Source organism: Caulobacter sp. 17J80-11 (assembly GCF_014349105.1).
Classification (GTDB): Bacteria; Pseudomonadota; Alphaproteobacteria; order Caulobacterales; family Caulobacteraceae; genus 17J80-11.
Genome location: NZ_JACSJI010000017.1, coordinates 16,584 through 41,883, shown reverse-complemented (window position 1 = coordinate 41,883; position 25,300 = coordinate 16,584). Strand labels below are relative to the sequence as shown.

The 25,300-nt window shown below is 70.3% G+C and carries 27 protein-coding genes; 14 read left to right on the top strand and 13 right to left on the bottom strand.

Annotated elements, in window-relative coordinates; genetic code table 11:
* Positions 1–30: 30 nt before the first annotated feature.
* The 5 genes from H8B08_RS15690 to H8B08_RS15670 all read right to left on the bottom strand — a co-directional run bounded on the left by H8B08_RS15690 (position 31) and on the right by H8B08_RS15670 (position 4,542).
* Positions 31–1,695, bottom strand: coding sequence for an MFS transporter (locus H8B08_RS15690; RefSeq protein ID WP_187451135.1), 1,665 nt, complete (start codon positions 1,693–1,695; stop codon positions 31–33).
* Positions 1,696–1,830: 135 nt separating this feature from the next.
* Entirely contained in the window at positions 1,831–1,968 is a 138-nt protein-coding gene (locus tag H8B08_RS15685) for an entericidin A/B family lipoprotein (protein ID WP_187451134.1), read from the bottom strand.
* 33 nt (positions 1,969–2,001) lie between these two features.
* Positions 2,002–3,645 (bottom strand): sensor histidine kinase, encoded by a 1,644-nt coding sequence (locus H8B08_RS15680; RefSeq protein ID WP_370545498.1) that lies wholly within the window; start codon positions 3,643–3,645, stop codon positions 2,002–2,004.
* A 109-nt stretch (positions 3,646–3,754) separates the two neighbouring features.
* Positions 3,755–4,345 (bottom strand): sigma-70 family RNA polymerase sigma factor, encoded by a 591-nt coding sequence (locus H8B08_RS15675; protein WP_163263216.1) that lies wholly within the window; start codon positions 4,343–4,345, stop codon positions 3,755–3,757.
* A complete protein-coding gene (locus tag H8B08_RS15670; protein ID WP_187451133.1) occupies positions 4,342–4,542 on the bottom strand; it encodes a NepR family anti-sigma factor in 201 nt (66 codons plus the stop codon). The genes H8B08_RS15675 and H8B08_RS15670 overlap by 4 nt, the downstream gene beginning before the upstream one ends.
* A gap of 244 nt (positions 4,543–4,786) precedes the next feature.
* On the opposite strand from H8B08_RS15670, the gene H8B08_RS15665 reads away from it, so the two are divergent.
* Positions 4,787–5,590: a response regulator gene (locus H8B08_RS15665; RefSeq protein ID WP_187451132.1), complete on the top strand. Its 804-nt coding sequence runs from the start codon at positions 4,787–4,789 to the stop codon at positions 5,588–5,590.
* Positions 5,591–5,681: 91 nt separating this feature from the next.
* Positions 5,682–5,855, top strand: a complete 174-nt coding sequence (locus H8B08_RS15660) for a DUF1328 family protein (RefSeq protein ID WP_187451131.1) — start codon at positions 5,682–5,684, stop codon at positions 5,853–5,855.
* Here H8B08_RS15660 and H8B08_RS15655 read toward each other — a convergent pair.
* From H8B08_RS15655 to H8B08_RS15640, 4 genes are all read right to left on the bottom strand, one after another.
* Positions 5,852–6,157 carry a hypothetical protein gene (locus H8B08_RS15655; RefSeq protein ID WP_187451130.1) on the bottom strand — a complete coding sequence of 102 codons (306 nt, stop codon included), beginning with the start codon at positions 6,155–6,157 and terminating at the stop codon, positions 5,852–5,854. The two genes, H8B08_RS15660 and H8B08_RS15655, sit on opposite strands and share 4 nt — an antisense overlap.
* Positions 6,158–6,509: 352 nt before the next feature.
* Positions 6,510–6,764, bottom strand: coding sequence for a hypothetical protein (locus H8B08_RS15650; protein WP_187451129.1), 255 nt, complete (start codon positions 6,762–6,764; stop codon positions 6,510–6,512).
* 11 nt (positions 6,765–6,775) lie between these two features.
* The gene (locus H8B08_RS15645) at positions 6,776–8,866 is read right to left on the bottom strand and encodes a prolyl oligopeptidase family protein (protein ID WP_187451128.1); all 2,091 of its coding nucleotides are present in this window, start codon (positions 8,864–8,866) and stop codon (positions 6,776–6,778) included.
* A 94-nt stretch (positions 8,867–8,960) separates the two neighbouring features.
* On the bottom strand, positions 8,961–9,761 hold the full coding sequence (locus H8B08_RS15640; protein WP_187451127.1) for a potassium channel family protein: 801 nt from the start codon (positions 9,759–9,761) through the stop codon (positions 8,961–8,963).
* A 68-nt stretch (positions 9,762–9,829) separates the two neighbouring features.
* On the opposite strand from H8B08_RS15640, the gene dapF reads away from it, so the two are divergent.
* From dapF to H8B08_RS15615, 5 genes are all read left to right on the top strand, one after another.
* Complete coding sequence (gene dapF, locus H8B08_RS15635; protein ID WP_187451126.1) at positions 9,830–10,660, top strand: diaminopimelate epimerase; 831 nt, start codon at positions 9,830–9,832, stop codon at positions 10,658–10,660.
* A gap of 94 nt (positions 10,661–10,754) precedes the next feature.
* The gene (locus H8B08_RS15630) at positions 10,755–12,821 is read left to right on the top strand and encodes a S9 family peptidase (protein ID WP_187451125.1); all 2,067 of its coding nucleotides are present in this window, start codon (positions 10,755–10,757) and stop codon (positions 12,819–12,821) included.
* 165 nt (positions 12,822–12,986) lie between these two features.
* Complete coding sequence (gene mtaB, locus H8B08_RS15625; protein WP_255500878.1) at positions 12,987–14,267, top strand: tRNA (N(6)-L-threonylcarbamoyladenosine(37)-C(2))-methylthiotransferase MtaB; 1,281 nt, start codon at positions 12,987–12,989, stop codon at positions 14,265–14,267.
* A gap of 34 nt (positions 14,268–14,301) precedes the next feature.
* On the top strand, positions 14,302–15,246 hold the full coding sequence (gene ftsY / locus H8B08_RS15620) for a signal recognition particle-docking protein FtsY (protein ID WP_187451123.1): 945 nt from the start codon (positions 14,302–14,304) through the stop codon (positions 15,244–15,246).
* A gap of 10 nt (positions 15,247–15,256) precedes the next feature.
* Positions 15,257–15,847, top strand: a complete 591-nt coding sequence (locus H8B08_RS15615) for an inner membrane-spanning protein YciB (RefSeq protein ID WP_187451122.1) — start codon at positions 15,257–15,259, stop codon at positions 15,845–15,847.
* Positions 15,848–16,001: 154 nt separating this feature from the next.
* On the opposite strand, the gene H8B08_RS15610 is transcribed toward H8B08_RS15615, so the two are convergent.
* Positions 16,002–16,601 carry an NUDIX domain-containing protein gene (locus H8B08_RS15610; RefSeq protein WP_187451121.1) on the bottom strand — a complete coding sequence of 200 codons (600 nt, stop codon included), beginning with the start codon at positions 16,599–16,601 and terminating at the stop codon, positions 16,002–16,004.
* Positions 16,602–16,709: 108 nt separating this feature from the next.
* Between H8B08_RS15610 and H8B08_RS15605 the strand changes: the two genes are divergently transcribed.
* The gene (locus tag H8B08_RS15605) at positions 16,710–17,351 is read left to right on the top strand and encodes a MarR family winged helix-turn-helix transcriptional regulator (protein WP_187451120.1); all 642 of its coding nucleotides are present in this window, start codon (positions 16,710–16,712) and stop codon (positions 17,349–17,351) included.
* 94 nt (positions 17,352–17,445) lie between these two features.
* Positions 17,446–18,927 (top strand): NAD-dependent succinate-semialdehyde dehydrogenase, encoded by a 1,482-nt coding sequence (locus H8B08_RS15600; RefSeq protein ID WP_187451119.1) that lies wholly within the window; start codon positions 17,446–17,448, stop codon positions 18,925–18,927.
* A 4-nt stretch (positions 18,928–18,931) separates the two neighbouring features.
* On the opposite strand, the gene H8B08_RS15595 is transcribed toward H8B08_RS15600, so the two are convergent.
* Both H8B08_RS15595 and H8B08_RS15590 read right to left on the bottom strand, forming a co-directional pair.
* Positions 18,932–19,417 carry a hypothetical protein gene (locus H8B08_RS15595; RefSeq protein ID WP_187451118.1) on the bottom strand — a complete coding sequence of 162 codons (486 nt, stop codon included), beginning with the start codon at positions 19,415–19,417 and terminating at the stop codon, positions 18,932–18,934.
* 56 nt (positions 19,418–19,473) lie between these two features.
* Positions 19,474–19,944: an Lrp/AsnC family transcriptional regulator gene (locus H8B08_RS15590; RefSeq protein WP_187451117.1), complete on the bottom strand. Its 471-nt coding sequence runs from the start codon at positions 19,942–19,944 to the stop codon at positions 19,474–19,476.
* A 115-nt stretch (positions 19,945–20,059) separates the two neighbouring features.
* Here H8B08_RS15590 and ald point away from each other — a divergent pair, with 115 nt between their 5' ends.
* From ald to H8B08_RS15570, 4 genes are all read left to right on the top strand, one after another.
* A complete protein-coding gene (ald, locus tag H8B08_RS15585) occupies positions 20,060–21,172 on the top strand; it encodes an alanine dehydrogenase (protein WP_187451116.1) in 1,113 nt (370 codons plus the stop codon).
* A gap of 304 nt (positions 21,173–21,476) precedes the next feature.
* Entirely contained in the window at positions 21,477–22,238 is a 762-nt protein-coding gene (locus H8B08_RS15580) for a class I SAM-dependent methyltransferase (RefSeq protein WP_187451115.1), read from the top strand.
* A 1-nt stretch (position 22,239) separates the two neighbouring features.
* Positions 22,240–23,760, top strand: coding sequence for a 2-polyprenylphenol 6-hydroxylase (ubiB, locus tag H8B08_RS15575; protein WP_187451114.1), 1,521 nt, complete (start codon positions 22,240–22,242; stop codon positions 23,758–23,760).
* A 76-nt stretch (positions 23,761–23,836) separates the two neighbouring features.
* A complete protein-coding gene (locus H8B08_RS15570; RefSeq protein WP_187451113.1) occupies positions 23,837–24,400 on the top strand; it encodes a YSC84-related protein in 564 nt (187 codons plus the stop codon).
* A gap of 33 nt (positions 24,401–24,433) precedes the next feature.
* On the opposite strand, the gene H8B08_RS15565 is transcribed toward H8B08_RS15570, so the two are convergent.
* Entirely contained in the window at positions 24,434–24,853 is a 420-nt protein-coding gene (locus H8B08_RS15565) for a group III truncated hemoglobin (protein ID WP_187451112.1), read from the bottom strand.
* Positions 24,854–24,961: 108 nt separating this feature from the next.
* Between H8B08_RS15565 and H8B08_RS15560 the strand changes: the two genes are divergently transcribed.
* Positions 24,962–25,288, top strand: a complete 327-nt coding sequence (locus H8B08_RS15560) for a DUF1971 domain-containing protein (protein WP_187451111.1) — start codon at positions 24,962–24,964, stop codon at positions 25,286–25,288.
* Positions 25,289–25,300: the final 12 nt, after the last annotated feature.

The following is a 25,300-nucleotide window of genomic DNA, read 5'->3' as shown; positions in this document are numbered from 1 at the left end:
TGATCCTTCTCCCCTTGAGGGAGAAGGATTCTACGTCTCGATCCTGTCCAGGTCCCGGCCCTTGGTCTCGGGCAGGAAGGCGATGTTGACCAGCACGGCCACGGCGGTGATCGCCACCGGGTACCAGAGGCCGAAATAGATGTTGCCCGAGGCCGCCACCATGGCGAAGGCGGCCGCCGGCAGGAAGCCGCCGAACCAGCCGGTGCCGATGTTGTAGGGCAGGCTCATGGCCGTGTAGCGGATCCGGGTCGGGAACAGCTCGACCAGGGCGGCCGCCTGCGGGCCGTAGAGCGCGGTGGCCGCCACCACGAAGATCATCATCAGGGCGAACAGCCGCTGGAAGTCGATCCGCGCCGGATCCGCCTTCTCGGGATAGCCGGCCTCGGCCAGGGCCGAGCGGATGTCGACCTCGACCTCGGCCTTCAGCGCCTTCAGGGCGGCGCCGTCCAGGCCCCCGCCCTCGCGCGACAGCACCATGCGATCGCCGACCGAGACGCTGGCGGTCTCGCCCGGGGCGAGGGGGGCGTTCGAATAGGACACGCCGGCGTTGGTCAGCACGCTCTTGGCGATGTCGCAGGAGGAGGCGAACACGGCCTTGCCGACCGGGTCGAACTGCACCGAGCAGGTCGCCGGGTCGGCGTGCACCACCACCGGCGCCTGGGCCTGGGCCTCGGCCAGGGCCGGGTTGGCCGCGGCGGTGATCGCCTTGAAGGCGGGGAAGAAGGCCACGGTGGCCAGGATCATGCCGAACAGCATCACCGGCTTGCGCCCGATCTTGTCCGACAGCCAGCCGAAGAAGACGTAGAGCACGGCGCTGGCCAGGGTCGCGGCGATCATCAGCTCGTTGACCGTGGCGGCCTCGACCTTCAGCACCTTCTCCAGGAAGAACTGGCTGTAGAAGAAGGCGGCGTACCAGACGGCGCCCTGCGCCATCATGATGCCGAACAGCACGATCAGCACCAGGCGCAGGTTGCGCCAGCGCAGGAAGCTTTCGGCGAACGGGGCCCGGGCGACAGCGCCCTCTTCGGCCTCGAGTTTCTTGAAGGCGGGGCTCTCGCCGAGCTTCACGCGCATCCACAGCGAGATCAGCAGCAGGCCCATCGAGACCCAGAACGGGATGCGCCAGCCCCAGGCCTGGAAGGCCTCCTCGCCGAGCGTCTTGCGGGTGATCAGGATCACCACCAGCGCCCCGATCAGCCCCAGAGCGGCCGAGGTCTGGATCCAGCCGGTCAGGCCGCCGCGCTTCTTCACCGGCGCGTGCTCGGCTACGTAGATGGCCGCGCCGCCGTATTCGCCGCCGAGCGCGAAGCCCTGCAGCACGCGCAGCGCGATCAGCGCCAGCGGTGCGGCCATGCCGATCTGCTCGTAGGTCGGCAGGAAGCCGATGGCGAAGGTCGCGACGCCCATCAGCGAGATGGTCACCAGGAACGCGCCCTTGCGGCCCTTGCGGTCGCCGATGTGGCCGAAGACCAGCGCCCCCAGCGGCCGCACGAAGAAGCCGACCGCAAAGGTGGCCAGCGCCAGGATGAAGCCGGTCGCCTCGCTCACCCCGGTGTAGAAGTGCTTGGCGATCACCGCCGCCAGCGAGCCGAAGATGAAGAAGTCGTACCACTCGAAGGCGGTGCCGGCCGCCGACGCGGCGACGACCGTGACCAGGCCCGGTTCGCGGGTCTTGGCCGGATCCTGAACGCTCATGTAACCCCCCGGTTTTGCCAAGCTTTACCACGGCCCCGGGGGGAGGCAACGCGGGCGCCTGCAGCCGCATAAGACGAAGCCCCGCCGGCGGCCGGCGGGGTTCATCTCATTCGACGCACGAAAGGCGAACGGCCGTCAGTTCTTGACGTCGTCGGCGCTGTTCTCGATCGCCTGGCCGGCGGCCTTGGTGTCCTTGCCCACGCCGGCCATGGTGTTGCACGCCGATACGGACAGGGCGGCGGCGGCGGCCAGAAGCACGATCAACTTACGCATATCCGGTACCTCCCGATTGCGCGCGGGGAACGCTCAGGCCGCAGCCTGGTTCCCCGCTGAGCCTTGACGCACACGGGTTTGCCCTTCCGGCGCGGCCGCTTCGGGGGTCGGAAAGACCAGGCGGGCGACAACGCCGTGGCCGAGCGCCGGGCCGATCTCGACCCGGCCCCGCAGCTGGCGGGCGAAGGCGTTCATCAGGGTGCGGCCGACGCCCTGGCCGACCGCGTCCTCGCCGGCGCCCGGGCCGTCGTCCTCGACCTCCAGCCGGCTCTCCGCCCCGTCGACCTTGAAGCGCACGCGCAAGGTGCCGCCGCGGCCGGCGAAGGCGTGCTTCTGGGCGTTGGTGATGGCTTCGACCGCCCACAGGGCCAGCGGGGCCAGCTTGTCGGGATCGATCACCAGCGCGTCGGCCTCCAGCTCGGTGCGCACCAGCGGCCCGCGCGGGGCGTCGCCGGCCACCAGCTGGGCGATCAGCTCCTCCAGGAAAAGGCGCACGTCGACCCGCTTGAGGTCGGGGCTGAGGTAGAGCGCGCGGTAGATCAGGGCCAAGGCCGTGATCCGCTGGCGGGTGTCGCTCATGGCCGCGCGCGCGCCCGGGTCGGTCAGGGCCCGCTGCTGCATGTTCAGCAGCGAGGAGATGACCTGCAGGTTGTTCTTCACCCGGTGGTGGATCTCGCGCATCAGCGCGTCCTTGTGGGCGAGGTTGTCGCGCAGCGCCACGTCGCGCGCGTCGATCGCCTCGGCCATCTGGTCCAGGGTGGTGGCCAGGTTGCGGATCTCCCAGGGCGCGTTGCGCGCCTGCAGGGGACGTACGCTGTAGCGTCCCTTGGCGTAGATCGAGGCGATCCGCTCCAGATAGCCCAGCCAGCGGATCACCACCCGTTCGGTGACGCTCAGCACGGCCACCAGCGCCAGGCCCCAGGCGAACAGCGGCATGATCAGCGTCATGATCGGGTTCAGCCGGGCCCAGGACAGCAGCCCCTGGGTGGGGGCGGACAGCAGCACGAACACGTCCTGGCCGGCCAGCGGGGCGCCGGCGAAGACGCGGTTGCGGCCCTCGGCGTCCTTGGCGTGGAACAGGGCCGAGCCTTCCTTCAACGCCTTGCGGGTCCAGCCGGTCTCCAGGTTTCCGAAGGCGCGCGGATCGGTCGAGGTCAGCAGCCGGCCGCGGTCGTCGGTCACGGCCACCTCGGCCCCGTTGGGCAGGGCGCGCTCGGCCGCGGTCGGGCGCAGGCTGGACAGGGGGATCACCGCGACGAAGGCGCCGTCGAAGGCGCCCAGCGGACGCTCGGCCCGCACCGCGGTCAGCACCGCCGCTTGCTGGGAGAATACGCCCGGCGGAGCGCGGGTGACGACCATGCGCTCGCCCGCCTTCAGCCGGTCGAACCAGTCGCCGCCGACCGCGGCGCTCTCGAACGGCACCGAGCCGCTGGCGCAGACCACCCGACCGGTGGCGCTGAAGCGCACCAGGGCCTCGTAGCCCTGCAGCCGGTCGACCAGGTTGCGCAGGCGTGGGACGCAGTAGAGACCGACCGACTCCGGCCGTAGGGTCTCCAGCATGACCACCGCGCTCTCCAGCCGCGCCCGCGCCGTCGCCGCCGCGCGTTCGGCGCCGAGCGCCAGGTCGGTGCGCTGATGCTCGGCCTCGCGGCGGAAGGCGGTGGCGGACTGCAGCACGCTGAGCGCCAAAATCGGCAAGAGGGCGGCCGCGAGGGCGGCCGCCAGACGGAAACGGATGGTCTGGAAGCGCGGCGGGCCCGCCGCTGTCGGGGCGTGGCCCACAGACTTACCGCACGCCGCTCAGACGCTCCGCGTCGGCGAGGATCGCGCCCATGGCGTCCCCCGCGGGCGCGCCGTCGCGTTCGTAGGCTCCGGATTCCAGCGCCGCCTGCAGGGCGCGCCGAGCGCGGCTGACCCGGCTCTTCACCGTGCCGACCGCGCAGTTACAGATCTCGGCCGCTTCCTCGTAGGCGAAGCCCCCGGCGCCCACGAGCACCAGCGCTTCGCGCTGCTCGTCGGGCAGGCTGCGGAGCGCCAGACGCAGTTCGTCCAGCGCCACCGGCGCCTCCGGATCGTCGGCCGCCACCAGGGTGCGTTCGGCCTGCTCCTGGTCCAGCTGCGACTGGCGCCAGGACCGGCGCTTTTCCGAGTAGAACTGGTTGCGCAGGATCATGAAGGTCCAGGCCTTCATGTTGGTGCCCATCTGGAAGCTGGAGCGCGCGTCCCAAGCCTTCAGCATGGCGTCCTGGGCCAGGTCGTCGGCCGAGGCCGCGTCGCCGCACAGGGTGCGCGCGAACGCCCGCAGGTGCGGGATCAGGCCGACGAGTTCGCGCTTGAAGCCCTCGTCGTCCGCCGAAGCGGCGGCGTGCGCCGTCATGCGCCGCTCTCCTGGTCGCGTGCGTCGGCACGCCGGAGAATTTCCAGGAACTCGTCCGGCTCCGGTTCGCTGACGACCTCGTCGAACATCTGGCGCAGCTTTACGCCGATGGCCTGTTGGCGCAGGCGCGCCTCGTCCGACGAGGGATCCTCTTCCACCCGGTGCCGGTTCTTCGCTGCGGTGTTCTGATCGATCATGGCCTCGCTCGCGCGCCGCGCCGAGGCGAGCGCCGACTTGGAACTTTCCATCGCCCTCAAACGCGGTCCGCTCGACCCGGTTCCGGGTTTCCCCCAATATAGCGCTGGTGTGCGAACTCCGTCGAGGAACCTGCGCCGTCCGTCACGCGTTGTGATCGACAGCGCGCGCGTATCTCGAGGCGTTGTGCGCCCGTGCGTCCTTTCGGATGCGTCTTTTTGGATTCAGTGTCGGGGAAATCAAATCATGGGTCTTCTGGCGAGACTGGCGCCGCACCTGCCCTACGTGCGTCGCTACGCGCGCGCCCTGACGGGCGATCAGGCCACCGGAGACAACTACGTGCGCGTCGCGCTCGAGGCGCTGGCCGCCGGCGAGCGGGTGCTGGAAGCCCACATGACCCCGCGCGTCGCGCTGTATCACGTGTTCCACGCCATCTGGTGCTCCAGCGGGGCGCAGCTCGAGGACGCCGAGCCGGCCCAGCTGGGCGGCGGGTCCGACGATCCGGCGCGCCGGCTGCTGGCCATCGCGCCGCGCTCGCGCCAAGCCTTCCTTTTGACCGCGCTTGAAGGATTCACCCCGTCCGAGGCGGCGCAGATCCTGGAGACCGACGTCGACGAGGTGGAGCGGCTGATCGCCAGCGCCCAGGCCGAGATCGACCAGGAGCTGGCCACAGACGTGCTGATCATCGAGGACGAGCCGGTGATCGCCGCCGACATCGAGGCGCTGGTCAAGGAGCTCGGCCACACGGTGGTCGACGTCGCCGCCACCCACGACGAGGCGGTCGACGCGGTGGCGCGCAAGCGTCCCGGCCTCGTGCTGGCCGACATCCAGCTGGCCGACGGCTCCTCCGGCATCGACGCGGTGCGCGACATCCTCAAGCGCTACGACGTGCCGGTGATCTTCATCACCGCCTTCCCGGAACGCCTGCTGACCGGCGAGCGGCCGGAGCCGACCTTCCTGATCACCAAACCCTTCCAGCCGGAGACGGTGAAGGCGGCGATCGGCCAGGCGCTGTTCTTCCACCCGGCCCGGGCCCGCGAGGTCGCCTGAGCAGGGGGCTGAGCCGAACGCCCGTTCGCGCGTTGAATCCGACGGCCGGCCCACCTCGCGCGGGCCGGCCGTTTTCGGTTCGGAGGCGCGCATGCTCGGTTGGGCTTTGATCTTCGTGGTTTTGGCGCTGGTCTGCGGAGCGCTGGGCTTCTTCGCCCTCGCCGGTCTGGCGGCGGCGATCGCCAAGATTCTGTTCGTGGTCTTCCTGGTGCTGCTGGTGGTCGGCTTCGCCGTGCGGGCCTTCCGCGGCCAGCCGCCGGTTTAGCGAGGCTGGCCGTCGGGCGCCGGGCTCTCGCCCGGCTCGGGGGTCTGGCGGGCCGCCGGGGCCGGCTCGGCCCAGGCGCGGGCCACGCCGCGCTCCTGGGCGGGGGTGGGTTCAGTGGCCCGAAGGTCGGGCGAGCGGGCCGCCCAGAAGCCGAAGGTGGCCAGCGCCGCCAGGGCCAGCGAGATGGCCAGCACCCACACGATCCGCGTGCCGCGCCGGCCCTGGCGCACGTACTGCGCCTCCACCGGCCGATGTTCGTGGACCGCCTGCGCCGCCCGCGAATGGGGATCGAGGTCAGCCATGGGTACGCGCTCCCTGAAACGGATCTTTTCCGGCGCGCTGGCGCCGAGCTTTCTCTCAACGCTTCAAGGGATTGGCCGTTCCGCAGGCGCGGCGGCGCTCGAGGGTCTCACAAAAAACAAAGGTCGCCGGAACTTCGACGGGGGGCTCCACGTTCTTTGGCTGCGGAGGCGGCGACGCCCCCCCCGACTTGAGACCGGCGCCCTGCCGGTCTGCCGTCTCCGCGCCTTATTCTCGATGATGCGACTTCGGCGGGCTGGTTCTCCAGCCCGCCGTTTGTTTTTCCAATTCGCCTGAAACGCGAAAGGGCGGCGGATCGCTCCGCCGCCCTCGCCGGGCGCGCGAACTGGCGCGTCAGTACGGGGTCTGCCGCGCGGAATGGCGATAGCCCAACAGGACGACCGCAGCCGGCACGAGGAAGGCGGCCAAATACGCCAGACCCGCCAAGTCGTGCCCCTTGCCGCTCAGCCAGTCCCCGAGCCGGGCGAACCCGAACGCGGCACCGACCCCGACGATCACCAGGAGGTACCCTGTCAGGCTGACAGGCATCAGACCGATCAGCATCCAACGCTGGAACCAGATCGTCTGGCCGTCCTTGCTTTTCGCCATGGCCGTGCCGATCAGTCCATCAGCTTGCGGGTCAGGTAGGTGTACTCCAGCGCCACCCGGCGGGCGGTCTCCAGCAGGTTGGCGCCGGCCGCGTGACCGCCGTCGGTGTTCTCGTAGTAGAGCACCGGGTAGCCCAGCGCCTCGAGCTTGGCGACCGCCTTGCGGGCGTGGCCCGGGTGGACGCGGTCGTCCTTGGTCGAGGTCTCGATGAAGGGCTCGGGGTACGTCTGGCCGGCCTTCAGCGCCTGGTAGGGCGAGTACTCCAGGATCCAGGCGCGCTGTTCCGGAATGTCCGGGTTGCCGTACTCGGCCATCCACGAGGCGCCGGCCAGCAGCTTGTGGAAGCGCATCATGTCGAACAGCGGCACCTGGATGACCGCGGCGTTGAACAGCTCCGGATGCTTGGTCATGGCCACGCCCATGAACAGGCCGCCCTGCGAGCCGCCCATGATGCCCAGCCGGCGCGGCGAGGTGATCTTGCGCGCGATCAGGTCCTGCGCCACCGCGATGAAGTCCTCGTGGGCCTTGTGGCGGTTCTGCTGCAGCGCCGCCTCATGCCAGGCCGGGCCGAACTCGCCGCCGCCGCGGGTGTTGGCCACCACGTAGGTGCCGCCGCGCTCCAGCCACAGCTTGCCCAGGGTTCCGGAGTACGAGGGCAGGAGGGAGTTCTGGTATCCGCCGTAGCCGTAGAGGACGGTCGGGTTGGAGCCGTCCAGCTTGGCGCCCTTCGGGCGCACCACGAAGTAGGGAATCTTGGTGCCGTCGGCCGAGGTGGCCTCGAACTGCTCGACCACGTGCCCCGTGCCGTCGAAGCGGTCGGGCATGGCCTTCAGCTTATCCAGCTTCCCGGAGGCGGCGTCGGCCAGCCACAGGGTCTGCGGGTTCAGATAGTTGGAGACGGTGAAGAACACCTGGTCGCTGGTCTCGGCGGCCGAGCCGATGCTGACCGTCGAGTTGGCCGGCAGGTCCAGCTTGGTCCGGGTCCAGCCCTTCGCGCCGTGGCTGTAGGCGTAGGCTCCGCCCTTCACGTTCTCATAAAGGGCGACGATCAGCTTGTTGCGGGTGTTGGACACGCCCTCGATCGACTCGCGCGCGCCGGGGCGCAGGATCAGCTCGGCCTTCGCCTCGGCCGGGTCGGCCTTCAGCGCGGCCAGGTCGTAGGCCAGAAGGTCGCCGACCTTGAAGCCGTTCCAGTCCTGCTCGGTGGTGAACACCAGCTGGCCGTCGACCAGGGCGCGCACCGAGGACTTCTCCGGCAGCGGCAGCTTCACCAGGCCCTTGTCGGTCAGCAGGAAGTTTTCGGACTCCCAGAAGGTCTTGCCGCGGACGACGATGGTCGCCTGTAGCGCGCCGTCGGCGTCGCGCAGGGTGTAGCTGTCGACCGAGACGTCGTCGGCCGTGCCGCGGAAGATCTCCTGGGCCTGGTCGAGGCTCTGGCCCCGCTTCAGCCGCTTCAGCACGAACGGATAGCCCGACTTGGTCATGGTGCCCGGACCGAAGTCGCGGGCGACCAGCAGGGTGTCGTGGTCGATCCAGGTCACCCCGCCCTTGGATTCCGGCAGGACGAAGCCGTTCTCGACGAAGCGCTTCTGGACCGAGTCGTATTCGCGGATGGTCACCGCGTCCTTGCCGCCGTTCGACAGCGACACCAGGCAGTAGCGCTCTTCCGGCGACAGGCAGGTCGCGCCCTTGTAGACCCAGTTGGCGTTCTCGGCCTTCGCCAGGGCGTCGAAGTCCAGCACCGTCTCCCACTGCGGCGCGGGCGTGCGGTAGCTGTCCAGCGAGGTCCGCCGCCACAGGCCGCGCACGTTGGTCTTGTCCTGCCAGAAGTTGTCGACCGTGCCGTCGCGGTTGAAGCCCGGGACCGGGATGCGGTCGGTGGCGTTGACGATGGCCAGGGCCTTGTCGTGCAGCTCGGCGTAGCGCGGGTCGGCCTGCAGCACGCCGAGCGAGCGGTCGTTGTGCTCCTTCACCCAGGCGAGCGACTTCGCCCCCTCGATGTCCTCGAGCCAGAGATAGGGATCGTCGGTCTGGACGGCTTGGGCCATGGCGGTCATGGGCGTGCTCACGGCGAGCGCGAGGGCGCAGAGAAGGCGGCGCATAAGGTCGTTTCCCCCGACTGTGGTTCAGTCTGTTGGGGATGCAGCATAGGCGTCGACCCGCGTTCCGCAAATCCGCCCGGTCGCACGCTCATCGTCAGTCCTCGTTCGGAATGTTCAGCAAGGTGCCGCAGGCCTTGCAGTAGACCGCGTCCGGATCGTGCCGCATCAGGCCGCAGGTCGGGCAGGGGAAGCGGACCTTGGGCGGCCGGAACAGGGCCTGGGCCAGCCGCAGGAACAGGGTGACCCCGACCAGCATGGTGACGATCGAGAGGATCCGTCCCCACACGCCCGGCAGGGTCACGTCGCCGTAGCCCGTGGTGGTCAGCGAGGTGACGGTGAAATAGAGCGCGTCCACGTAGCCGGAGATGCCTTCGTAGCGCATGGCGAAGCTGGTGTAGACGAAGCCGGTCACCACGAAGACGAAGGTGACCAGGGCGGCGATGGCCCGGGTCGTGTCCTCCACGCGGGTGTCGTCGTAGCGCCGGCCGATCGTGCGCCAGAAGAAGTCGCTGTTGATCAGGGTCCAGAGCCGCAGCACCCGCAAGAACCCGAAGTTGAACAGGGTCTGCGGGAAGAGCAGGGTGGCGAGCACGAACAGGTCGAGCCAGACGATCGGGCGTCGAATCCACTGCCGGAAGTCGCACCAGGCGATCGCTCGCGCCGCAATGTCGAGCCCCAGCACGAGCGCCAGGGCGTAGTCGACGATCAGGAAGCCGGGTCGCCCGCGCAGCAGCGGCGCGGCGATGAAGAATGCGATCAGCGCCAGATCGACCACCAGCACGCCGTAGCGGAAGCGCACGGACGTCTGCGAGCCGCCGTGATAGAGGGCGTGCAGGGTCAGCTGCAGGCGCCTGAAGAGAGTCCGCTCTCGTCGGCCGGGCGTCGTCGAGTCCATGGCGAATTAACGCGCGCGCAAGCGCGGCGGCTCATCAAAGCGTCTGTCCTGTCCTATATGTGCGCCCGATGAGCCGTCCATTCCTGAAGATGAACGGGCTCGGCAACGCCTTCGTGGTGGTCGAAGCCCGTGACGCCGCCTTCCAGCCGACGCCCGAGCAGGTGCGCGCCTGGGCCGACCGCGCGCGCGGCGGCCCAGGCTTCGACCAGCTGATCGCCATCGAGAAGTCCGACCGCGCCGACGCCTTCATGCGGGTGTGGAACGCCGACGGCTCGCTGGTCGAGACCTGCGGCAACGCCCTGCGCTGCGTCGGCTGGCTCCTGATGGAGGCGTCAGGCCGGGACGAGGCTTCGATCGACACCCTGGGCGGCCTGACCCGCGCGACCCGCGCCGGCGACAAGCGCGTCGCCGTCGACATGGGCGAGCCGCGGCTGCGCTGGGACGAGGTGCCCCTCGCCGAGGAGATGGACACCCGCAACATCGAGCTGCAGGTCGGGCCGATCGACAATCCGCACCTGCATACGCCCGGCGCCGTCAGCATGGGCAACCCGCACGTGGTGTTCTTCGTCGCCGACGCCGAGACCGCGCCGGTGCGCGAGGCGGGCTCGCTGATCGAGCACCACCCGCTGTTCCCCGAAGGCGTCAACGTCGGCTTCGCCCAGGCCAAGGGCCGCGATCGCATCCGCCTGAAGGTGTGGGAGCGCGGCGCCGGCCTGACCCAGGCCTGCGGCACCGGCGCCTGCGCGGCGCTCGTCGCCTCGCACCGGCGCGGCCTGGTCGACCGCAAGGCTACGATGGAGCTGGACGGCGGCGAGCTCGAGGTCGAATGGCGCGAGACCGACAATCGGGTGATCATGACCGGACCGGTGGCGCTCGAAGGGACCGGAACGCTGGCCTGAACGGGCGCTTTCCTTAACCGCCCGGCTTGATCTAGGGTCCTCGACGAATGTTGGGGGCGCACCGAATGACGTCCCCGCTGGAAGGGGGAATTCGATGCGTTGTCTGATGATCGCCGCCAGTCTGCTGGCGCTCGCCGGCGCGGCGTCCGCGGCGCCGGCCGACGGTCCGTCGCGCAAGTTCGAGGGCCGCGACCTGTTCTCGCTGGAGTGGGCTTCCGACCCCCAGATCAGCCCGAACGGCCGTCTCGTGGCCTATGTGCGCACCGCCAACGACGTGATGACCGACCGGGCGCGCCGCGCCATCTGGCTGGTCGACGCGGACACCGGCGCCCAGACCCCGCTGGTGGCCGGGGCCGGCTCGCACGCCTCGCCCCGCTGGTCGCCGGACGGCAAGCGCCTGGCCTACGTCTCCTCGGCCGAGGGCGGCGCGCCGCAGCTGTTCGTACGCTGGATGGCCGACGGCTCGACCGCGCGCCTGACCGGCCTGCCGGACAGCCCGGGCCAGATCACCTGGTCGCCGGACGGCAAGACCATCGCCTACACCCTGTTCGAGCCGTCCGAAGGCGCCAAGCTGGGCTCGGCGCCGGCCAAGCCGGAAGGCGCCAACTGGGCCGCCCCGCTGCAGGTCATCGACCAGGTCAGCTACCGCGCCGACGGGGCCGGCTATCTGAAGCCGGGCTACACCCACATCTACCTGATCTCGGCCGACGGCGGCGCGGCGCGCCAGGTGACCTTCGGCGCCTATGACGACGGGGCCCAGGTGTCCTGGACCCCGGACGGAAAGTTCCTGCTGCTCAGCGGCAACCGCGCGGAGGGCTGGGAACGCGAGCCGGTCAACACCGAGGTCTACCAGGTGTCGGTGGCCGACGGCTCGGTGACCGCGCTCACCAGCCGCGCCGGTCCGGACAACGATCCGACCGTGTCGCCGGACGGCCGCCTGGTCGCCTATGTCGGGTTCGACGACCGGTACCTCGGCTACCAGAACACCCGCCTCTACGTGATGGACCGCGACGGCAAGAACCCGCGCGTCCTGACCGGCTCCCTGGACCGCTCGGTCGGCAGCCCGCAGTGGGCGGCCGACGGCAAGAGCATCTACGTCCAGTACGTCGATCACGGCGCCGCCAAGGTGGCGCGCGTGTCGCTGGACGGCCGCATCCAGACCGTGGCCGAAGGCCTGGCCGGCGGCGGCCTGGACCGGCCCTACAGCGGCGGCGAGTTCAGCGTGGCGAACGACGGCGCGATCGCCTTCACCAGCGGCTCCGCCTACCGCCCGTCCGACATCTCTTTGATGAAGGCCGGCAAAGCCCGGCGTCTGACCCAGCTCAACGAGAACCTGTTCGCCGACAAGACCCTGGGCGAAGTGCGGCCGCTGAAGGTCGCCTCGTCCTTCGACGGCAAGCCGGTCGACTCCTGGCTGGTGCTGCCGCCGAACTTCGATCCGGCCAAGAAGTACCCGCTGATCCTGGAGATCCACGGCGGGCCGTTCCAGAGCTACGGGCCGTCCTTCGCCACCGACATGCAGCTGTACGCGGCGGCCGGCTACGTGGTGCTCTACACCAACCCGCGCGGGTCGACCTCGTACGGCGAGGAGTTCGCCAACCTGATCCACCACGCCTATCCGGGTCACGACTATGACGACCTGATGAGCGCGGTCGACGCGGCCATCGCCACCGGCTCGGTGAACCCGGACGAGCTGTTCGTCACCGGCGGCTCCGGCGGCGGCGTGCTGACCGCCTGGATCGTCGGCAAGACCGACCGCTTCGCGGCCGCCGCCACCCAGAAGCCGGTGATCAACTGGTCCAGCATGACCCTGACGGCCGACAGCTACACCTATTTCGCCAAGTACTGGTTCGGGAAGCTGCCCTGGGAGGACCCGCAGGGCTACTGGGCCCGCTCGCCCCTGTCGCTGGTCGGCAACGTGAAGACGCCGACCCTGGTGGTGGTCGGGGCCGAGGATTACCGCACCCCGGTCAGCGAGGCCGAGCAGTACTACCAGGCCCTTCAGCTGCGCCACGTGCCCACCGCCCTGGTCAAGGTGCCCGGCGCCGGCCACGGCGGCATCGCCGCCCGCCCCTCGCAGTCGGCCGCCAAGGCCAGCGCCATCCTGGCCTGGTTCGACCGGTATCGGGCGAAGGCGCAGGGGAAGGCCGCCGGCCAGTAAGGCTCCCCACTCCGTCTATCCCGGCGAAAGCTTTCGCCGGGGCGGACGGCTGAAAGGGGCCTGGGACGTCCTGCCCAGCCACCCGAGGTCGCGATTTGGCCTTCGGCCTGCTATATGACGCGGAGAGGGCGGCCCGGACGGCCGCCCCTTTTCGTTCGCGTGAGCATGACCGCCGTCCCTGAACCCGCCGCCGAAACCGAAGCCGACGACGTCGCCGTCGTCACCTTCGGCTGCCGCCTGAACGCCTACGAGAGCGAGGTGATGCGGGCGCGCGCGGCCGAGGACGGCCTGACCAACGCGGTGGTGTTCAACACCTGCGCCGTCACCGGCGAGGCGGTGCGCCAGGCCCGCCAGGCCATCCGCAAGGCGCGCCGCGAGCGCCCGGACGCCAGGCTGATCGTCACGGGCTGCGCCGCCCAGATCGACCCGGCCGCCTTCGCGGCCATGCCCGAGGTCGACCTCGTTCTGGGCAACGGCGACAAGACCAAGGCCGGGGCCTATGCGCTGGCCGACGACGGCCCGCGCGTGCGGGTCAACGACGTGATGAGCGTGCGCGAGACCGCCGGCCACCTGATCGACGGCCTGAAGGACCGGGCCCGCGCCTATGTCGAGATCCAGAACGGCTGCGACCACCGCTGCACCTTCTGCGTCATCCCCTACGGCCGGGGCAATTCGCGCTCCGGCGCGGCCGGCGAGGTGGTCGAGCAGATCCGCCGTCTGGCCGCCTCGGGCGTCAACGAGGTGGTGCTGACCGGGGTCGACCTGACCTCCTGGGGCGCCGACCTGCCCGGCACGCCGACCCTGGGGCAGCTGGTCGCCCGCATCCTCAAGCTCGTGCCCGAGCTGCCGCGGCTTCGCCTGTCGTCGATCGACGCGGCCGAGATCGACGCGGACCTGATGCGCTGCCTGGCCGAGGAGGAGCGGCTGGCGCCCTACCTGCACCTGTCGCTGCAGCACGGCGACGACCTGATGCTCAAGCGCATGAAGCGCCGCCACCTGCGCGCCGACGCCATCCGTCTGGTCGAGCAGGTCCGAGCCGTGCGCCCCGACGTCGCCTTCGGGGCCGACCTGATCGCCGGCTTCCCGACCGAGAGCGACGCGGCCTTCGACAACACCCTGGCCCTGGTCGACGACTGCGACCTGGCCTTCCTGCACGTCTTCCCGTTCAGCCCGCGCCCCGGCACGCCCGCCGCGCGCATGCCCCAGCTGGAGCGTCCGCTGATCAAGGCCCGGGCCGAGCGCCTGCGCGCCAAGGGGGGCGAGGCGCTGGTCCGCCACCTGGACCGGCAGGTCGGCCGCACCGTGTCCGGCCTGGTCGAGCGCGAGGGCCTGGCCCGCGCCGCCGACTTCACCGAGGTGGCCTTCGAGGGTCCCGCCGAGGCCGGATCGATCGTGCCCATGCGGGTGAGCGGCCACGACGGCAAGCGGGCGTTCGCAAGCCTCTGATGACGCTGATCGCGCAAACCGCTACACGAGCCGCATGACCGACGCCGCCGCGCCGAAAAAGGGCTGGTTCCAGCGCCTGACCGAGGGGCTCTCGCGCTCCTCCAAGCAGATGACCGAGCAGGTCGTCTCCACCTTCGTGAAGAAGCCGCTGGACCAGGAGGCCCTGGACCAGCTCGAAGAGCACCTGATCGAATCCGACCTGGGGCCGGACGCCGCCGCGCGCATCACCGAGCGGTTCAAGGCGCTGCGCTTCGGCAAGGTCTCGGACGAGCAGGAGGTGAAGGAGGCGCTGGCCGAGGCCGTCGCCGCCGAGCTGCTGCCCCGCCAGGCCAGCTTCGACCCGCTGTCGGGGCCTAAGCCCTACGTCGTGCTGTTCGTCGGCGTGAACGGCTCGGGCAAGACCACCACGCTGGGCAAGATCGCCGCCGACCTGACCCGCAAGGGCGCCAAGGTGATGGTGGTGGCCGGCGACACCTTCCGCGCCGCCGCGGTCGAGCAGCTGAAGGTCTGGGCCGAGCGGGCCGGGGCCGGCTTCGAAGCGCGCGGCACCGGGGCCGACGCCGCGGGCCTCGCCTTCGACGCGCTGGAGAAGGCCAAGGCCGAGGGCTACGACGTGGTGCTGATCGACACCGCCGGGCGCCTGCAGAACAAGCAGGCCCTGATGGACGAGCTGCTCAAGGTCGTGCGCGTGCTGAAGAAGGTCGATGCGGACGCCCCGCATGAGACCCTGCTGGTGCTGGACGCGACCGTGGGCCGCAACGCCCTGGCCCAGGAGCAAATTTTCGGCCGGACGGCCTACGTGTCCGGCATCGTGATGACAAAATTGGACGGCACTGCCCGGGGCGGCGTGCTGGTGCCGGTGGCCCAGGCGTCCGACGCTCCGATCAAGCTGATCGGCGTGGGCGAGGGAATCGACGACCTGCAGCCGTTCGACGCGCGCGCCTTCTCGCGCTCGCTGGTCGGCCTGGACGCGGGCTGAGGAGAGAAGCGTGGACGCCAAGAAAGCCCATTGGGTCAGGGCCGCCGTCGACTACGGCGCGCCGATCGCCTTCGCCCTCACCTTCTATCCGACCAAGAACTTCATCCTGGCCACCGAGGTGCTGGTGGCGGCTTCCGCCCTGGCGTTGGCCGTGGGCTGGCTGGTCGAGAAGCGGGTGGCCCCGCTGCCGCTGTTCGCCGGCCTGGCGGCGCTGCTCTTCGGCGGCCTGACCCTGATCTTCCACGACGAGAGCTTCGTGAAGATCAAGCTGACCGTGGTCAACGGCGCCCTGGCGGCGGTGATGCTGGGCGGCTTCGTGCTGAAGAAGAACCCGATCAAGGCGTTGTTCGGCGAGAGCGTGCGCCTGCCCGACCCGGCCTGGCGGGTGCTGATGCTGCGCTACGGCCTCTACTTCCTCGCGGTCGCGGCGGTGAACGAGGCGGTGTGGCGCACCCAGCCGGACGCCACCTGGGTGACCTTCCGCATGATCCTGCTGCCGCTGGCGATCGTGTTCTCCCTGACGCAGGTGCCCTTCATGATGAAGCACATGCAGAAGGACGGCGAAGACGGCGCGCCGGAGCCGCCGGACCCGGGGTTCTGAGGCCGGCCTAGCCGAACACTTTCAACGCTCGTCATCCCGGAAAGCGCGTCAGCGCTTATCCGGGACCCAGCAAGCGCGACCTGAACGCTGCGAACGCGGCCTGCAACAAGCGTGGCGCTTGCTGGGTCCCGGCTCTCCGCTGCGCTTCGCTCCGCTACGGCCGGGATGACGGGAACTTGGTGGGCTCGGCGTCGTCTGGATTCCCATAGGGCGCGAACCGCGCCTCCAGCCGGCTCTCCTCGAACGCTTTGAGCGACCAGCCGACCGAGTGGAAGGCCAGCGCCTTCCACGGAATGTCCTTCCACCAGAACAGCACGGCGTCCAGGCTCTCCGGGCCGGCGGCCACGTCGGGCGTGAGCAGCCGGGCGCGGTGGAAGATCTGCACCTGGCTGCGGTGCGGCACGTCGTAGAGCGCCAGCAGCCCGTCCAGCTCGATCTCGCAGCAGGCCTCCTCGCGCGCCTCGCGCTTCACGGCCTGGGCGACCGTCTCGTTCTCCTCCATGTAGCCGGCCGGCAGGGTCCAGTAGCCGCGCCGGGGCAGGATGGCGCGCCGGCACAGCAGCACGCGGATCTCCTCCAACGGCACGGCGTCCGGTCCGAAGGGCGCGCCGGTCTCGCTCCAGGCGACGACCGCGCCGACCACGATTTTCGGGTTCACGTAGTCGACGAAACCGCAGTGATCGCAGACCCGCCGCTCGCGATCGTCGTCGGGCGGAATCCTCATTGAGAAGGCGGGTTGGAGCGGTTCGGTCATCGTCGCCTCGCGGCTTCCGTGCACGGACGGACGTCGCTGAACCGTCGCAGAACCATGTTAACTTGAAAATCTCCGAGACAGGGCCCTCTGCAAACACTGGGGACGACCATGGCCAAGGCGAAGAAGAAGTCCGCCAAGGGGAGCGAGGGGCCGCTCGACGGGTCGCCCAGCCACCTGCTGCACCGGGTGCTGCAGATCGCCCTGGACGTCTACGGCGAGGAGGCCGGACCGGACGGCGTGACCCAGCGCCAGTTCGCGGTGCTGACAGCGGTGTCGGCCGACGAGGGGCTGACCCAGACCGATCTGGTCAAGGCCACCGGCATCGACCGCTCGACCCTGGCCGACCTGGTCGCTCGCATGATCGGCAAGGGTTTGCTGGCGCGCGAGCGCTCCAACGCCGACGCCCGCGCCAACGTCGTGCGCCTGACCGACGCCGGTCGTGAAGCGCTCGAAGCGGCCCGGCCCAGGGTCGAGGCCGCCGACGCCCGCATCCTGGCCCTGCTGCCGCGCGGCAAGCGCGAGGCCTTCCTGAACGTGCTCTCGCTCATGGCCAAGGCCGGCGAGGCGGCGGCCGAAATCGTGCCGGCCAACGACCCCGAGGTCGAGCCCGGCAAGAAGGCGAAGAAGGCGAAGAAGGCCGCGAAGAAGTCGGCCAAGGACTCCGGCGAGACGGAGAAGCGCCGCAAGCCGAAGGCCGAGAAGCCGGTGAAGACTCCCAAGCCGGACAAGAAAAAGAAGAAGGCGGCCTAAGGACTCAGCGGTCCACGGAACACGGCGCCTATTCCGCTCCGGACCCGTACGGGCGTTTGCGGCGTTGAGCCTCCCGCACAGGGAGAGCCAGGCCATGGACGACGCGGACGCCGCCGGCGCGCAGGCGCTCAAGGCCCAGGGCCGCGCCCTGATCCAGGAGTGCGCCTTCGTGGCCGGCAGGCGCGTGGCCCCGGCCGACGGCGCCTGCATCGAAGTCGAGGATCCGGCCGAGGAGACGGTGCTGGGCGTGGCGCCCGACCTACCCGCCGAGGAGGTCGAGAGCGCGATCCGCGCGGCGGCCGAGGCCTTTCCGGCCTGGTCGCGCACGCCCCAGGCCCAGCGCGCCGCCTGCCTCAGGCGCTGGGCCGCCCTGGTCGACGACAACGAGGCGGGGCTAGCCGCCCTGCTGTCCCTGGAAAACGGCAAGCCGTTCGAGGAGGCGCGCGGCGAGGTCCGCTACGCCAACGGCTTCATCAAGTGGTTCGCCGGCGTGGCGGAGGAGCTGCGCGGCGAGGTCGCCGAAAGCCCGTTGCCCGGCCACACCATCCTGACCTTCAGGGAAGCGGTCGGGCCGGTCGCCGTCATCACCCCCTGGAATTTCCCGGCGGCCATGATCACCCGCAAGCTCGCCGCCGCCTTCGCGGCCGGCTGCACGGCGGTGGTGAAGCCCGCTTCCCAGACCCCGTTCACGGCCATCGCGCTGTGCGAACTGGCGCTGGAAGCCGGCGTGCCGGAGGGCGCCTTCAGCGTGGTCACCGGCGAGTCCGGCCGGATCGGCAAGCTGCTGACCGCCTCGCCCCTGATCCGCAAGCTGAGCTTCACCGGCTCGACCCCGGTCGGGCGCAGGCTGATGGAGCAGTGCGCGCCGACCCTGAAGCGGTTGTCGATGGAGCTGGGCGGCGCCGCGCCGATGGTGGTGTTCGAGGACGCCGATCTCGACGTGGCGGTGGCTGAGACCCTCAAGGGCAAGTTCCGCAACGCCGGCCAGACCTGCGTCTGCCCCAACCGCGTCTACGTCCAGCGCGAGCTGTTCGCGGCCTTTGTCGAGCAGCTCGCCGACGCCGTCGCCAACCTCGCCGTGGGCGGACCGTTCGAGCCCGGCGTGAAGGTCGGGCCGCTGATCGACGCCAAGGCCGTCGCCAGGGTCGAGGAGCACGTGCGCCTGGCCCGCGCGTCGGGCGCCGAGGCGGTGGTCGGCGGCGACCGCCACGCCCGCGGCGGCCGCTTCTTCCAGCCGACCGTGCTGGCCGGCGGCGATGACGAGCTGTTCCGCCGCGAGGAGACCTTCGGGCCTGTGGTGCCGGTGTTCGCCTTCGACGACGAGGCCGAGGCCCTGGCGGGGTCCAACAACAGTGAGTTCGGCCTGGCCGCCTTCGTCTTCACCCGCGACCTCGACCGGGCGTTCCGCTTCGCGCGGGGGCTGGAGGACGGGATCGTGGGCGTGAACGCCGGCCTGATCTCCAATCCCGTGGTCCCGTTCGGGGGGGTGAAGCAGTCGGGCTTCGGGCGCGAGGGCTCGGTCCACGGGATCGACGCGTACCTCAGCGTGAAGTCGGTGACGCTGGCGTTGAGGTGACTGCTCAGGGCTTCCAGACCACGAGGTCGTACCGGCCGTAATAGTCCTTGTTCTGGGGGGAGCTGCTGAAGTCCCCGCTCGGAACATAGCGGATGTCGATCCGGACGCCGTCGCGCCAGCCGGCCGTCAGGTGGGTGATCTTCTTGCGGTCCGTAAGGCCGGTGTACTGGTCCACGAGCTCGAGCGAGGGTCGGACCTTCGCCGCCTCCAGGCAGTCGGCGACCTCCCATGGGAAGCCGTGGGTGAATTCGATCCCGACGACGTCGAACGCCGCGCTGCAGAAGTCTTTCAGAGCGGCCTGGTTTTTCTCGCGCCGACAGACGAAGGCCATGGAATCTTCGGCGAAGACGGTCACGCGCTGCGGCGTGCCCGAACTGATCGCCTCGGCCCGCAGGCCGTCCAGCGCGGGGCACAGGGTCGGTTCCGCCGACTGCGCGGCGGCGACGCCGGGCGCGAGGATCGCGAGCGCGGTGATCAGGAGCCTGTTCATCCGCCGATGGGGCCTTGAACCGTCAAGCTCGTCAACCGCGGGTCGCTCAGTCGCGGTCAGAGCGGCAGCTCCGCCCGCTTCACCACCGTGCGCATGGCCACCGACGAGCTGATCCGGGTCACGCCTTCGATCCGCGTCAGCGCTTGCGAATGCACCCGTTCAAGGTCTTCGACGTCGCGCACCACCAGGCGCAGCAGGTAGTCCGAGCCGCCGGTCATCAGGTAGCATTCGGCCACCTCCGGCACCGCGCGGATCGCCTTCTCGAACGCCGCCAGCGCCGGGGCGGCCAGCGAGGCCAGGGTGACGGTGACGAACACCGACAGCGGCAGGCCCACGGCGCGCTCGTCGACGACCGCGGCGTAGCGGCTGATCACGCCCTTTTCCTCGAGCCCGCGCACGCGCCTCAGGCAGGCCGACTCGGAAAGGTTGGCGGCCTTGGCCAGTTGCACGTTGGTGGCTCGCCCGTCGCGCTGGAGCAGTCGCAGCAGCTTGCGGTCGGTCGCGTCCAGAGTCGCAGATTCCGTCACAAAGCGAACCTTTGCAGCAAGGATCCTCCGCTTTTGCGGCTCTGCGCCGCAAAGAACAACAAAAATCCGTCTCGCGCCCGGCGCTACAAAGCGCGGCCGAATAGGGAGAAGACAAATGCGCGTGGGCGTCCCCAAGGAGATCAAGCCGAACGAGCACCGGGTGGGCCTGACCCCCGCCGCGGCGCGTGAGTACGTCCACCACGGCCACGAGGTGCTGGTCGAAACCAACGCCGGGATCGGCGCGGGCTTCACCGACGAGGCCTTCGTGGCCGCCGGCGCCAAGATCGTCCCGAACGCCGACGCGGTGTTCGAGCAGGCCGAGATGATCGTGAAGGTGAAGGAGCCGCAGCCGGTCGAGTGGGCCAAGCTGAAGCCGCACCACATCCTCTACACCTACCTGCACCTGGCGCCGGATCCGGAGCAGACCAAGGGCCTGATGGCGTCGGGCTGCGCCGCGATCGCCTACGAGACCGTCACCGACGACAAGGGCGGCCTGCCGCTGCTGGCCCCGATGTCGGAAGTCGCCGGCCGTCTGGCCGCCGTCTCCGCCGCCGACACCCTGCTGAAGCACAACGGCGGCATGGGCCTGCTGCTCTCGGGCGTCCCGGGCGTGGAGTCGGCCCGCGTGGTGGTGCTGGGCGGCGGCGTGGTCGGCGCCAACGCCGCGCGCATGTGCATGGGCCTGAACGCCGACGTCGTGGTGCTGGAGCGCTCGCTGGCCCGCATGCGCGAGCTGGACGACCAGTTCAACGGCCGCGTCCAGACCCGCTTCTCCACCGTGGACGCGGTCGAGGAAGAGATCCTGAAGGCCGACGTGGTGATCGGCGCCGTCCTGACCGCCGGCGCCGCCGCGCCGAAGCTGGTCAAGAAGTCCCACCTGTCGCGCATGAAGCCGGGCTCGGTGCTGGTCGACGTGTCGATCGACCAGGGCGGCTGCTTCGAGACCTCGCGTCCGACCACCCACGCCGAGCCGACCTACGTGGTCGACGGCGTCGTCCACTACTGCGTGGCCAACATGCCGGGCGCGGTGCCGAAGACCTCGTCCCAGGCGCTGAACAACGCCACCCTGCCGTTCGGCCTGGCGCTGGCCAACAAGGGTCTGAAGGCTCTGGAAGAGAACAAGCACCTGGCCCGCGGCCTGAACGTGCTGGGCGGCAAGCTCACCCACCCTGCCGTGGCCGAGGCGCTGAACCTGCCGTTCGAAGACCCGTATCACGCCTGGGGCTGAGCCTAGGCTCCAGCGTTGCTGGGTTCGGAGGCCCGGTCGCGAAAGCGGCCGGGCCTTCTTCTTTTTCCTTCTCCCCTTGCGGGAGAAGGTGGCGCGCGGAGCGCGTCGGATGAGGGGTGCCAGCGCGAGGTTCGATGCCTGTGGCTCCAGGGCGCGCCGTCCTGAAACCTGGGCGCAGACACCCCTCATCCGGCCTGCTCCGCAGGCCACCTTCTCCCGCAAGGGGAGAAGGGAGGCGCCTCGGTGAACGTCCCGACGGTCAGGGGCGTTACCTTCCGGCCGATTTCGGTCTAGAAGCCCGGGCATGACGGAACAGCCAAGCTCGCCATTCGGATTCCGCGACGTCGACCCCGTGGAGAAGGTCGCGCTCGTCCGCGGCGTGTTCGAGCGGGTGGCGTTCCGCTACGACCTGATGAACGACCTGATGTCGGCCGGGGTCCACCGCCTGTGGAAGGACGCCGCCGCCGCCAAGCTCAACCCGCAGCCGGGCGAGGTGATCGTCGACTGCGCCGGCGGGACGGGCGACATGGCCCGGCGCATCGCCAAGCTGGCCCACCGCGCCCAGCGCCGCCGCGGCGGCCCCGACGCCCAGGTGCTGGTGATCGACTACAATCAGCAGATGGTCTCCGAAGGCCGGGCCCGCGGGACCGAGCCGGAGATCGCCTGGGGCGTGGGCGACGCCATGCGCCTGCCGCTGCCCGACGCCTGCGCCGACGCCTATGTGATCTCTTTCGGCATCCGCAACGTGGCCGACGTGCCGGCGGCGCTGCGCGAGGCGCGCCGGGTGCTGAAGCCGGGCGGACGGTTCCTGTGCCTGGAGTTCTCCAAGCCGGTCACCGAGCCGCTGCAGAAGGCCTACGACGCCTATTCGTTCAAGGTGATCCCGGCCGTCGGCCAGATGGTCACCAAGGACCGCGACTCCTACCAGTACCTGGTCGAGAGCATCCGGCGCTTCCCCGACCAGCGCCGGTTCGCGGCCATGATGGCCGAGGCCGGTTTCGCCAGGCCGACCTGGACCAACTTCACCGGCGGCGTCGCGGCGCTGCACCACGGCTGGGCGCTCTGACTTGGGCAACCCGGTCCGATCGAGTCTGCGTCTGATCGCGACGGGCTGGCTGCTGGTCCGCTACGACGCCCTGGTGCCGCGCGAGCTGGACCCGCTGCTGCCGGCCCACGCGCGTTTCGCCGCGCGTTTCCTGCGCCTGTTCGCGGGCCCGCAGGCCCGGCAGGGGCGGCCGGGCGAGCGCCTGGCCCACGCCTTCGAGCGGCTGGGCCCGGTGGCGATCAAGCTTGGTCAACTGTTGTCCACCCGCGCGGACATGTTCGGCGCGCGCTTCGCCGACGACCTGGCGCGGCTGAAAGACCGGCTGCCGCCGTTCCCGACCCAGGTCGCCCACGCCCAGATCGAGACCTCGCTCGAGCGGCCGCTGGAGTCCGTCTTCGCCGAGTTCGGCGAGCCGGTCGCCGCCGCCTCCATCGCCCAGGCTCACCGGGCGAGGACCCGCGACGGGCAGCAGGTGGCGGTGAAGGTGCTGCGCCCCGGCATCGAGCGCCAGGTCGCCAAGGACGTCGACGCCATGCGTATGGCCGCCGGCGTCGTGGAGTTCCTGGCCCGCCCGGCGCGGCGGCTGGAGCCCCGCGCGGTGGTCGAGACCGTGGCCCACGCCCTGTCGCTGGAGATGGACCTGCGGCTGGAGGCGGCCGCCGCTTCCGAGCTCGGCGAGATCATGGCGCGCGACGGCTACATGCGCGCCCCGGCCGTGCACTGGGACGGGGTCGGCCGCCGGGTGATGACCCTGGAGTGGGCCCAGGGCATGCCGATGAGCGACCCGGCCGCGCTCGAGCAGCCGGGCCTGGACCGCAAGGCCCTGGCCGACAACATCATGCGCGGCTTCCTGGCCCAGGCGCTGGACCACGGCGCGTTCCACGCCGACCTGCACGAGGGCAACCTGTTCTGCGCCGCCCCGGCCCAGGTGATCGCGGTCGACTTCGGCATCGTCGGTCGCATCGGCCCGCCTGAGCGCCGTTACCTGGCCGGCATCCTCTGGGGCTTCCTGCAACGCGACTACAAGCGCGTCGCCGAAGTGCACTTCGAGGCCGGCTACGTCCCTTCGCACCATTCGGTCGAGGTGTTCGCCCAGGCGCTCCGCGCGGTCGGCGAGCCGGTGTTCGGCCGCTCGGCCCGCGAGGTGTCGATGGGCCGGCTGCTGTCGCAGCTGTTCGAGATCACCGCCCAGTTCGACATGCGCCTGCGCCCCGAGCTGGTGCTGCTGCAGAAGACCATGGTCACGGTCGAGGGCGTCGCCCGCCGCGTCGATCCCGACCATGACCTGTGGGCCGCCGCCCGGCCGGTGGTGGAGCGCTGGATCACCCGCGAGCTGTCGCCGATCAACCAGGCCAAGACCCTGTTCCACGACCTGAACCTGGCCGCCCGCGCGCTCACCCGCCTGGCCCACGGCCCGGTGATGCCGCCGCTGGCCGTGGACGTGCGGCGCTGGCCCGCGCCGCCGGCCCGCGTGGCCCTGGCCTTCGCTGCCGTGGCCATGGCCCTGGCGACCTTCGTGCTCGGCTGGGTCCTGCACGGCTGACCGCCTCACGTAACGCCGTTCTGGCGGGCTTCGCCGTGGTGTGGTGAACTGGGTCCACACCGACGGGGAGGACGTCATGGTCACCAAGACGAGTTCCAGTTCACGGCGCGTGTTTCTGGCGGGCTCGGTCGCGGCCCTGGCCGGCGTCGGCTCCGAAGCCCTGGCCGCCGCGCCCGACGCGGGCCTGGAGGCCGAGGCTCAGGCCGCGCTGAAGCAGTTGCTGGCCTCCAACGAGGCGGCCCGGATCGTCTCCGGCAAGGCCAAGGGCGTGCTGGTCTTTCCGAAGGTCACCAAGGGCGGGCTTGTGTTCGGCGGCCAGTACGGCAAGGGCGTGCTGAAGGTCGGCAAGAAGGTCGACGGCTACTACGAGACCGTGGCCGGCTCCTGGGGCCTGCAGGCGGGGGTGAAGACCTTCTCCTACGCCCTGTTCTTCACCACCACGGCGGCGCTCGAGCGCCTGAAGTCGTCCTCGGGCTGGGAGCTCGGGGCCGACCCCAGCGTCGTGGTGGTCGACGAGGGCGCCGCCAAGCGGATCACCACCACCACCGTGCGCGACGGCGTCTACGCCTTCGTGTTCGGCCAGAAGGGCCTGATGGCCGGGGTCAGCCTGGAAGGGACCAAGATCAACCGGCTGAAGTGAGCGCGGGCGCGACGGGCGCCGCGCTCCTTTCGATCAGGCCGCGAGCGGTTTCTTGTCGCTCGGGCCGTCGGTCGCCGCCGTCAGGCGGAAGGTGAGCGCCAGGTTCAGGCTGCGGGCGATCCGCGCGGCCTTCTCCTGCAGCAGGGCGGCGGCGGTCGGCGACAGCATCTCGTCGGTGGCCTCGTGCCACAGCGCCAGCCAGCGATCGAACATCTCCGGCGTGATCGCGGCCTGGTGCTTGAGGTGGGCCTGCATCGGATGGCCCTTGTAGCGGCCGGTGGTGAGCGCCACCGACGACCAGAAATCGGCCAGCAGCTGCAGGTGACGAGGCCAGTCGTCGATCGCGGCCTCGAACACCGGGCCGAGCTGCGGATCGCGGCGGACCCGCTCGTAGAAGATCTCCATCAGCGCCGGCAGGCGCGCCTCGATCTCGACGCCGTCGCGCGGCTCCATAATCCGCTCCTCCATCTCGACGTCTCTGTAGGTCCCTCGAAGCGCGCCCGGCAAATACGGGTTAATCCGTACTGCCGCCCCGCGCCCGACGGGCGTAAGAGGTCGCCCATGCGCCTGCCTGACGATCTCGTCCCCTACAAGCGCACGCCCGACTTCACCGAGACGAGCGCGCCCGCGGGCCTGCTGCGCGCCCACGCCACCAAGGACGGGGTCTGGGCCCTGATCCACGTGCTGGAGGGGCGACTCGCCTATCGGATCACCGACCCTCGCCGGCCGGCGGGGGAACAGGTGCTGACGCCGGAGGGCGAACCGGGCGTGGTCGAACCCACCGTCCTGCACGAAGTCGAGCCGCTGGGGGCGGTCCGCTTCTACGTCGAATTCCACCACCGCGAGGGCGAAGCGCGCCCGGCCGGCTCGCCCCACGCCCAAGTCTGAGGCACTCTCCCC

Coding starts and splice junctions, on each gene's coding strand:
- dapF (WP_187451126.1), top strand. CDS start 9,830: ATGAGCCGTCCATTCCTGAAGATGAACGGGCTCGGCAACGCCTTCGTG.
- H8B08_RS15640 (WP_187451127.1), bottom strand. CDS start 9,761: ATGGACTCGACGACGCCCGGCCGACGAGAGCGGACTCTCTTCAGGCGC.
- H8B08_RS15690 (WP_187451135.1), bottom strand. CDS start 1,695: ATGAGCGTTCAGGATCCGGCCAAGACCCGCGAACCGGGCCTGGTCACG.
- H8B08_RS15650 (WP_187451129.1), bottom strand. CDS start 6,764: ATGGCGAAAAGCAAGGACGGCCAGACGATCTGGTTCCAGCGTTGGATG.
- H8B08_RS15600 (WP_187451119.1), top strand. CDS start 17,446: ATGGACGACGCGGACGCCGCCGGCGCGCAGGCGCTCAAGGCCCAGGGC.
- H8B08_RS15630 (WP_187451125.1), top strand. CDS start 10,755: ATGCGTTGTCTGATGATCGCCGCCAGTCTGCTGGCGCTCGCCGGCGCG.
- H8B08_RS15660 (WP_187451131.1), top strand. CDS start 5,682: ATGCTCGGTTGGGCTTTGATCTTCGTGGTTTTGGCGCTGGTCTGCGGA.
- H8B08_RS15610 (WP_187451121.1), bottom strand. CDS start 16,601: ATGACCGAACCGCTCCAACCCGCCTTCTCAATGAGGATTCCGCCCGAC.
- ftsY (WP_187451123.1), top strand. CDS start 14,302: ATGACCGACGCCGCCGCGCCGAAAAAGGGCTGGTTCCAGCGCCTGACC.
- H8B08_RS15645 (WP_187451128.1), bottom strand. CDS start 8,866: ATGCGCCGCCTTCTCTGCGCCCTCGCGCTCGCCGTGAGCACGCCCATG.
- H8B08_RS15665 (WP_187451132.1), top strand. CDS start 4,787: ATGGGTCTTCTGGCGAGACTGGCGCCGCACCTGCCCTACGTGCGTCGC.
- H8B08_RS15560 (WP_187451111.1), top strand. CDS start 24,962: ATGCGCCTGCCTGACGATCTCGTCCCCTACAAGCGCACGCCCGACTTC.
- H8B08_RS15595 (WP_187451118.1), bottom strand. CDS start 19,417: ATGAACAGGCTCCTGATCACCGCGCTCGCGATCCTCGCGCCCGGCGTC.
- ald (WP_187451116.1), top strand. CDS start 20,060: ATGCGCGTGGGCGTCCCCAAGGAGATCAAGCCGAACGAGCACCGGGTG.
- mtaB (WP_255500878.1), top strand. CDS start 12,987: ATGACCGCCGTCCCTGAACCCGCCGCCGAAACCGAAGCCGACGACGTC.
- H8B08_RS15580 (WP_187451115.1), top strand. CDS start 21,477: ATGACGGAACAGCCAAGCTCGCCATTCGGATTCCGCGACGTCGACCCC.
- H8B08_RS15675 (WP_163263216.1), bottom strand. CDS start 4,345: ATGACGGCGCACGCCGCCGCTTCGGCGGACGACGAGGGCTTCAAGCGC.
- H8B08_RS15685 (WP_187451134.1), bottom strand. CDS start 1,968: ATGCGTAAGTTGATCGTGCTTCTGGCCGCCGCCGCCGCCCTGTCCGTA.
- H8B08_RS15655 (WP_187451130.1), bottom strand. CDS start 6,157: ATGGCTGACCTCGATCCCCATTCGCGGGCGGCGCAGGCGGTCCACGAA.
- H8B08_RS15565 (WP_187451112.1), bottom strand. CDS start 24,853: ATGGAGCCGCGCGACGGCGTCGAGATCGAGGCGCGCCTGCCGGCGCTG.
- H8B08_RS15570 (WP_187451113.1), top strand. CDS start 23,837: ATGGTCACCAAGACGAGTTCCAGTTCACGGCGCGTGTTTCTGGCGGGC.
- H8B08_RS15670 (WP_187451133.1), bottom strand. CDS start 4,542: ATGATCGATCAGAACACCGCAGCGAAGAACCGGCACCGGGTGGAAGAG.
- H8B08_RS15605 (WP_187451120.1), top strand. CDS start 16,710: ATGGCCAAGGCGAAGAAGAAGTCCGCCAAGGGGAGCGAGGGGCCGCTC.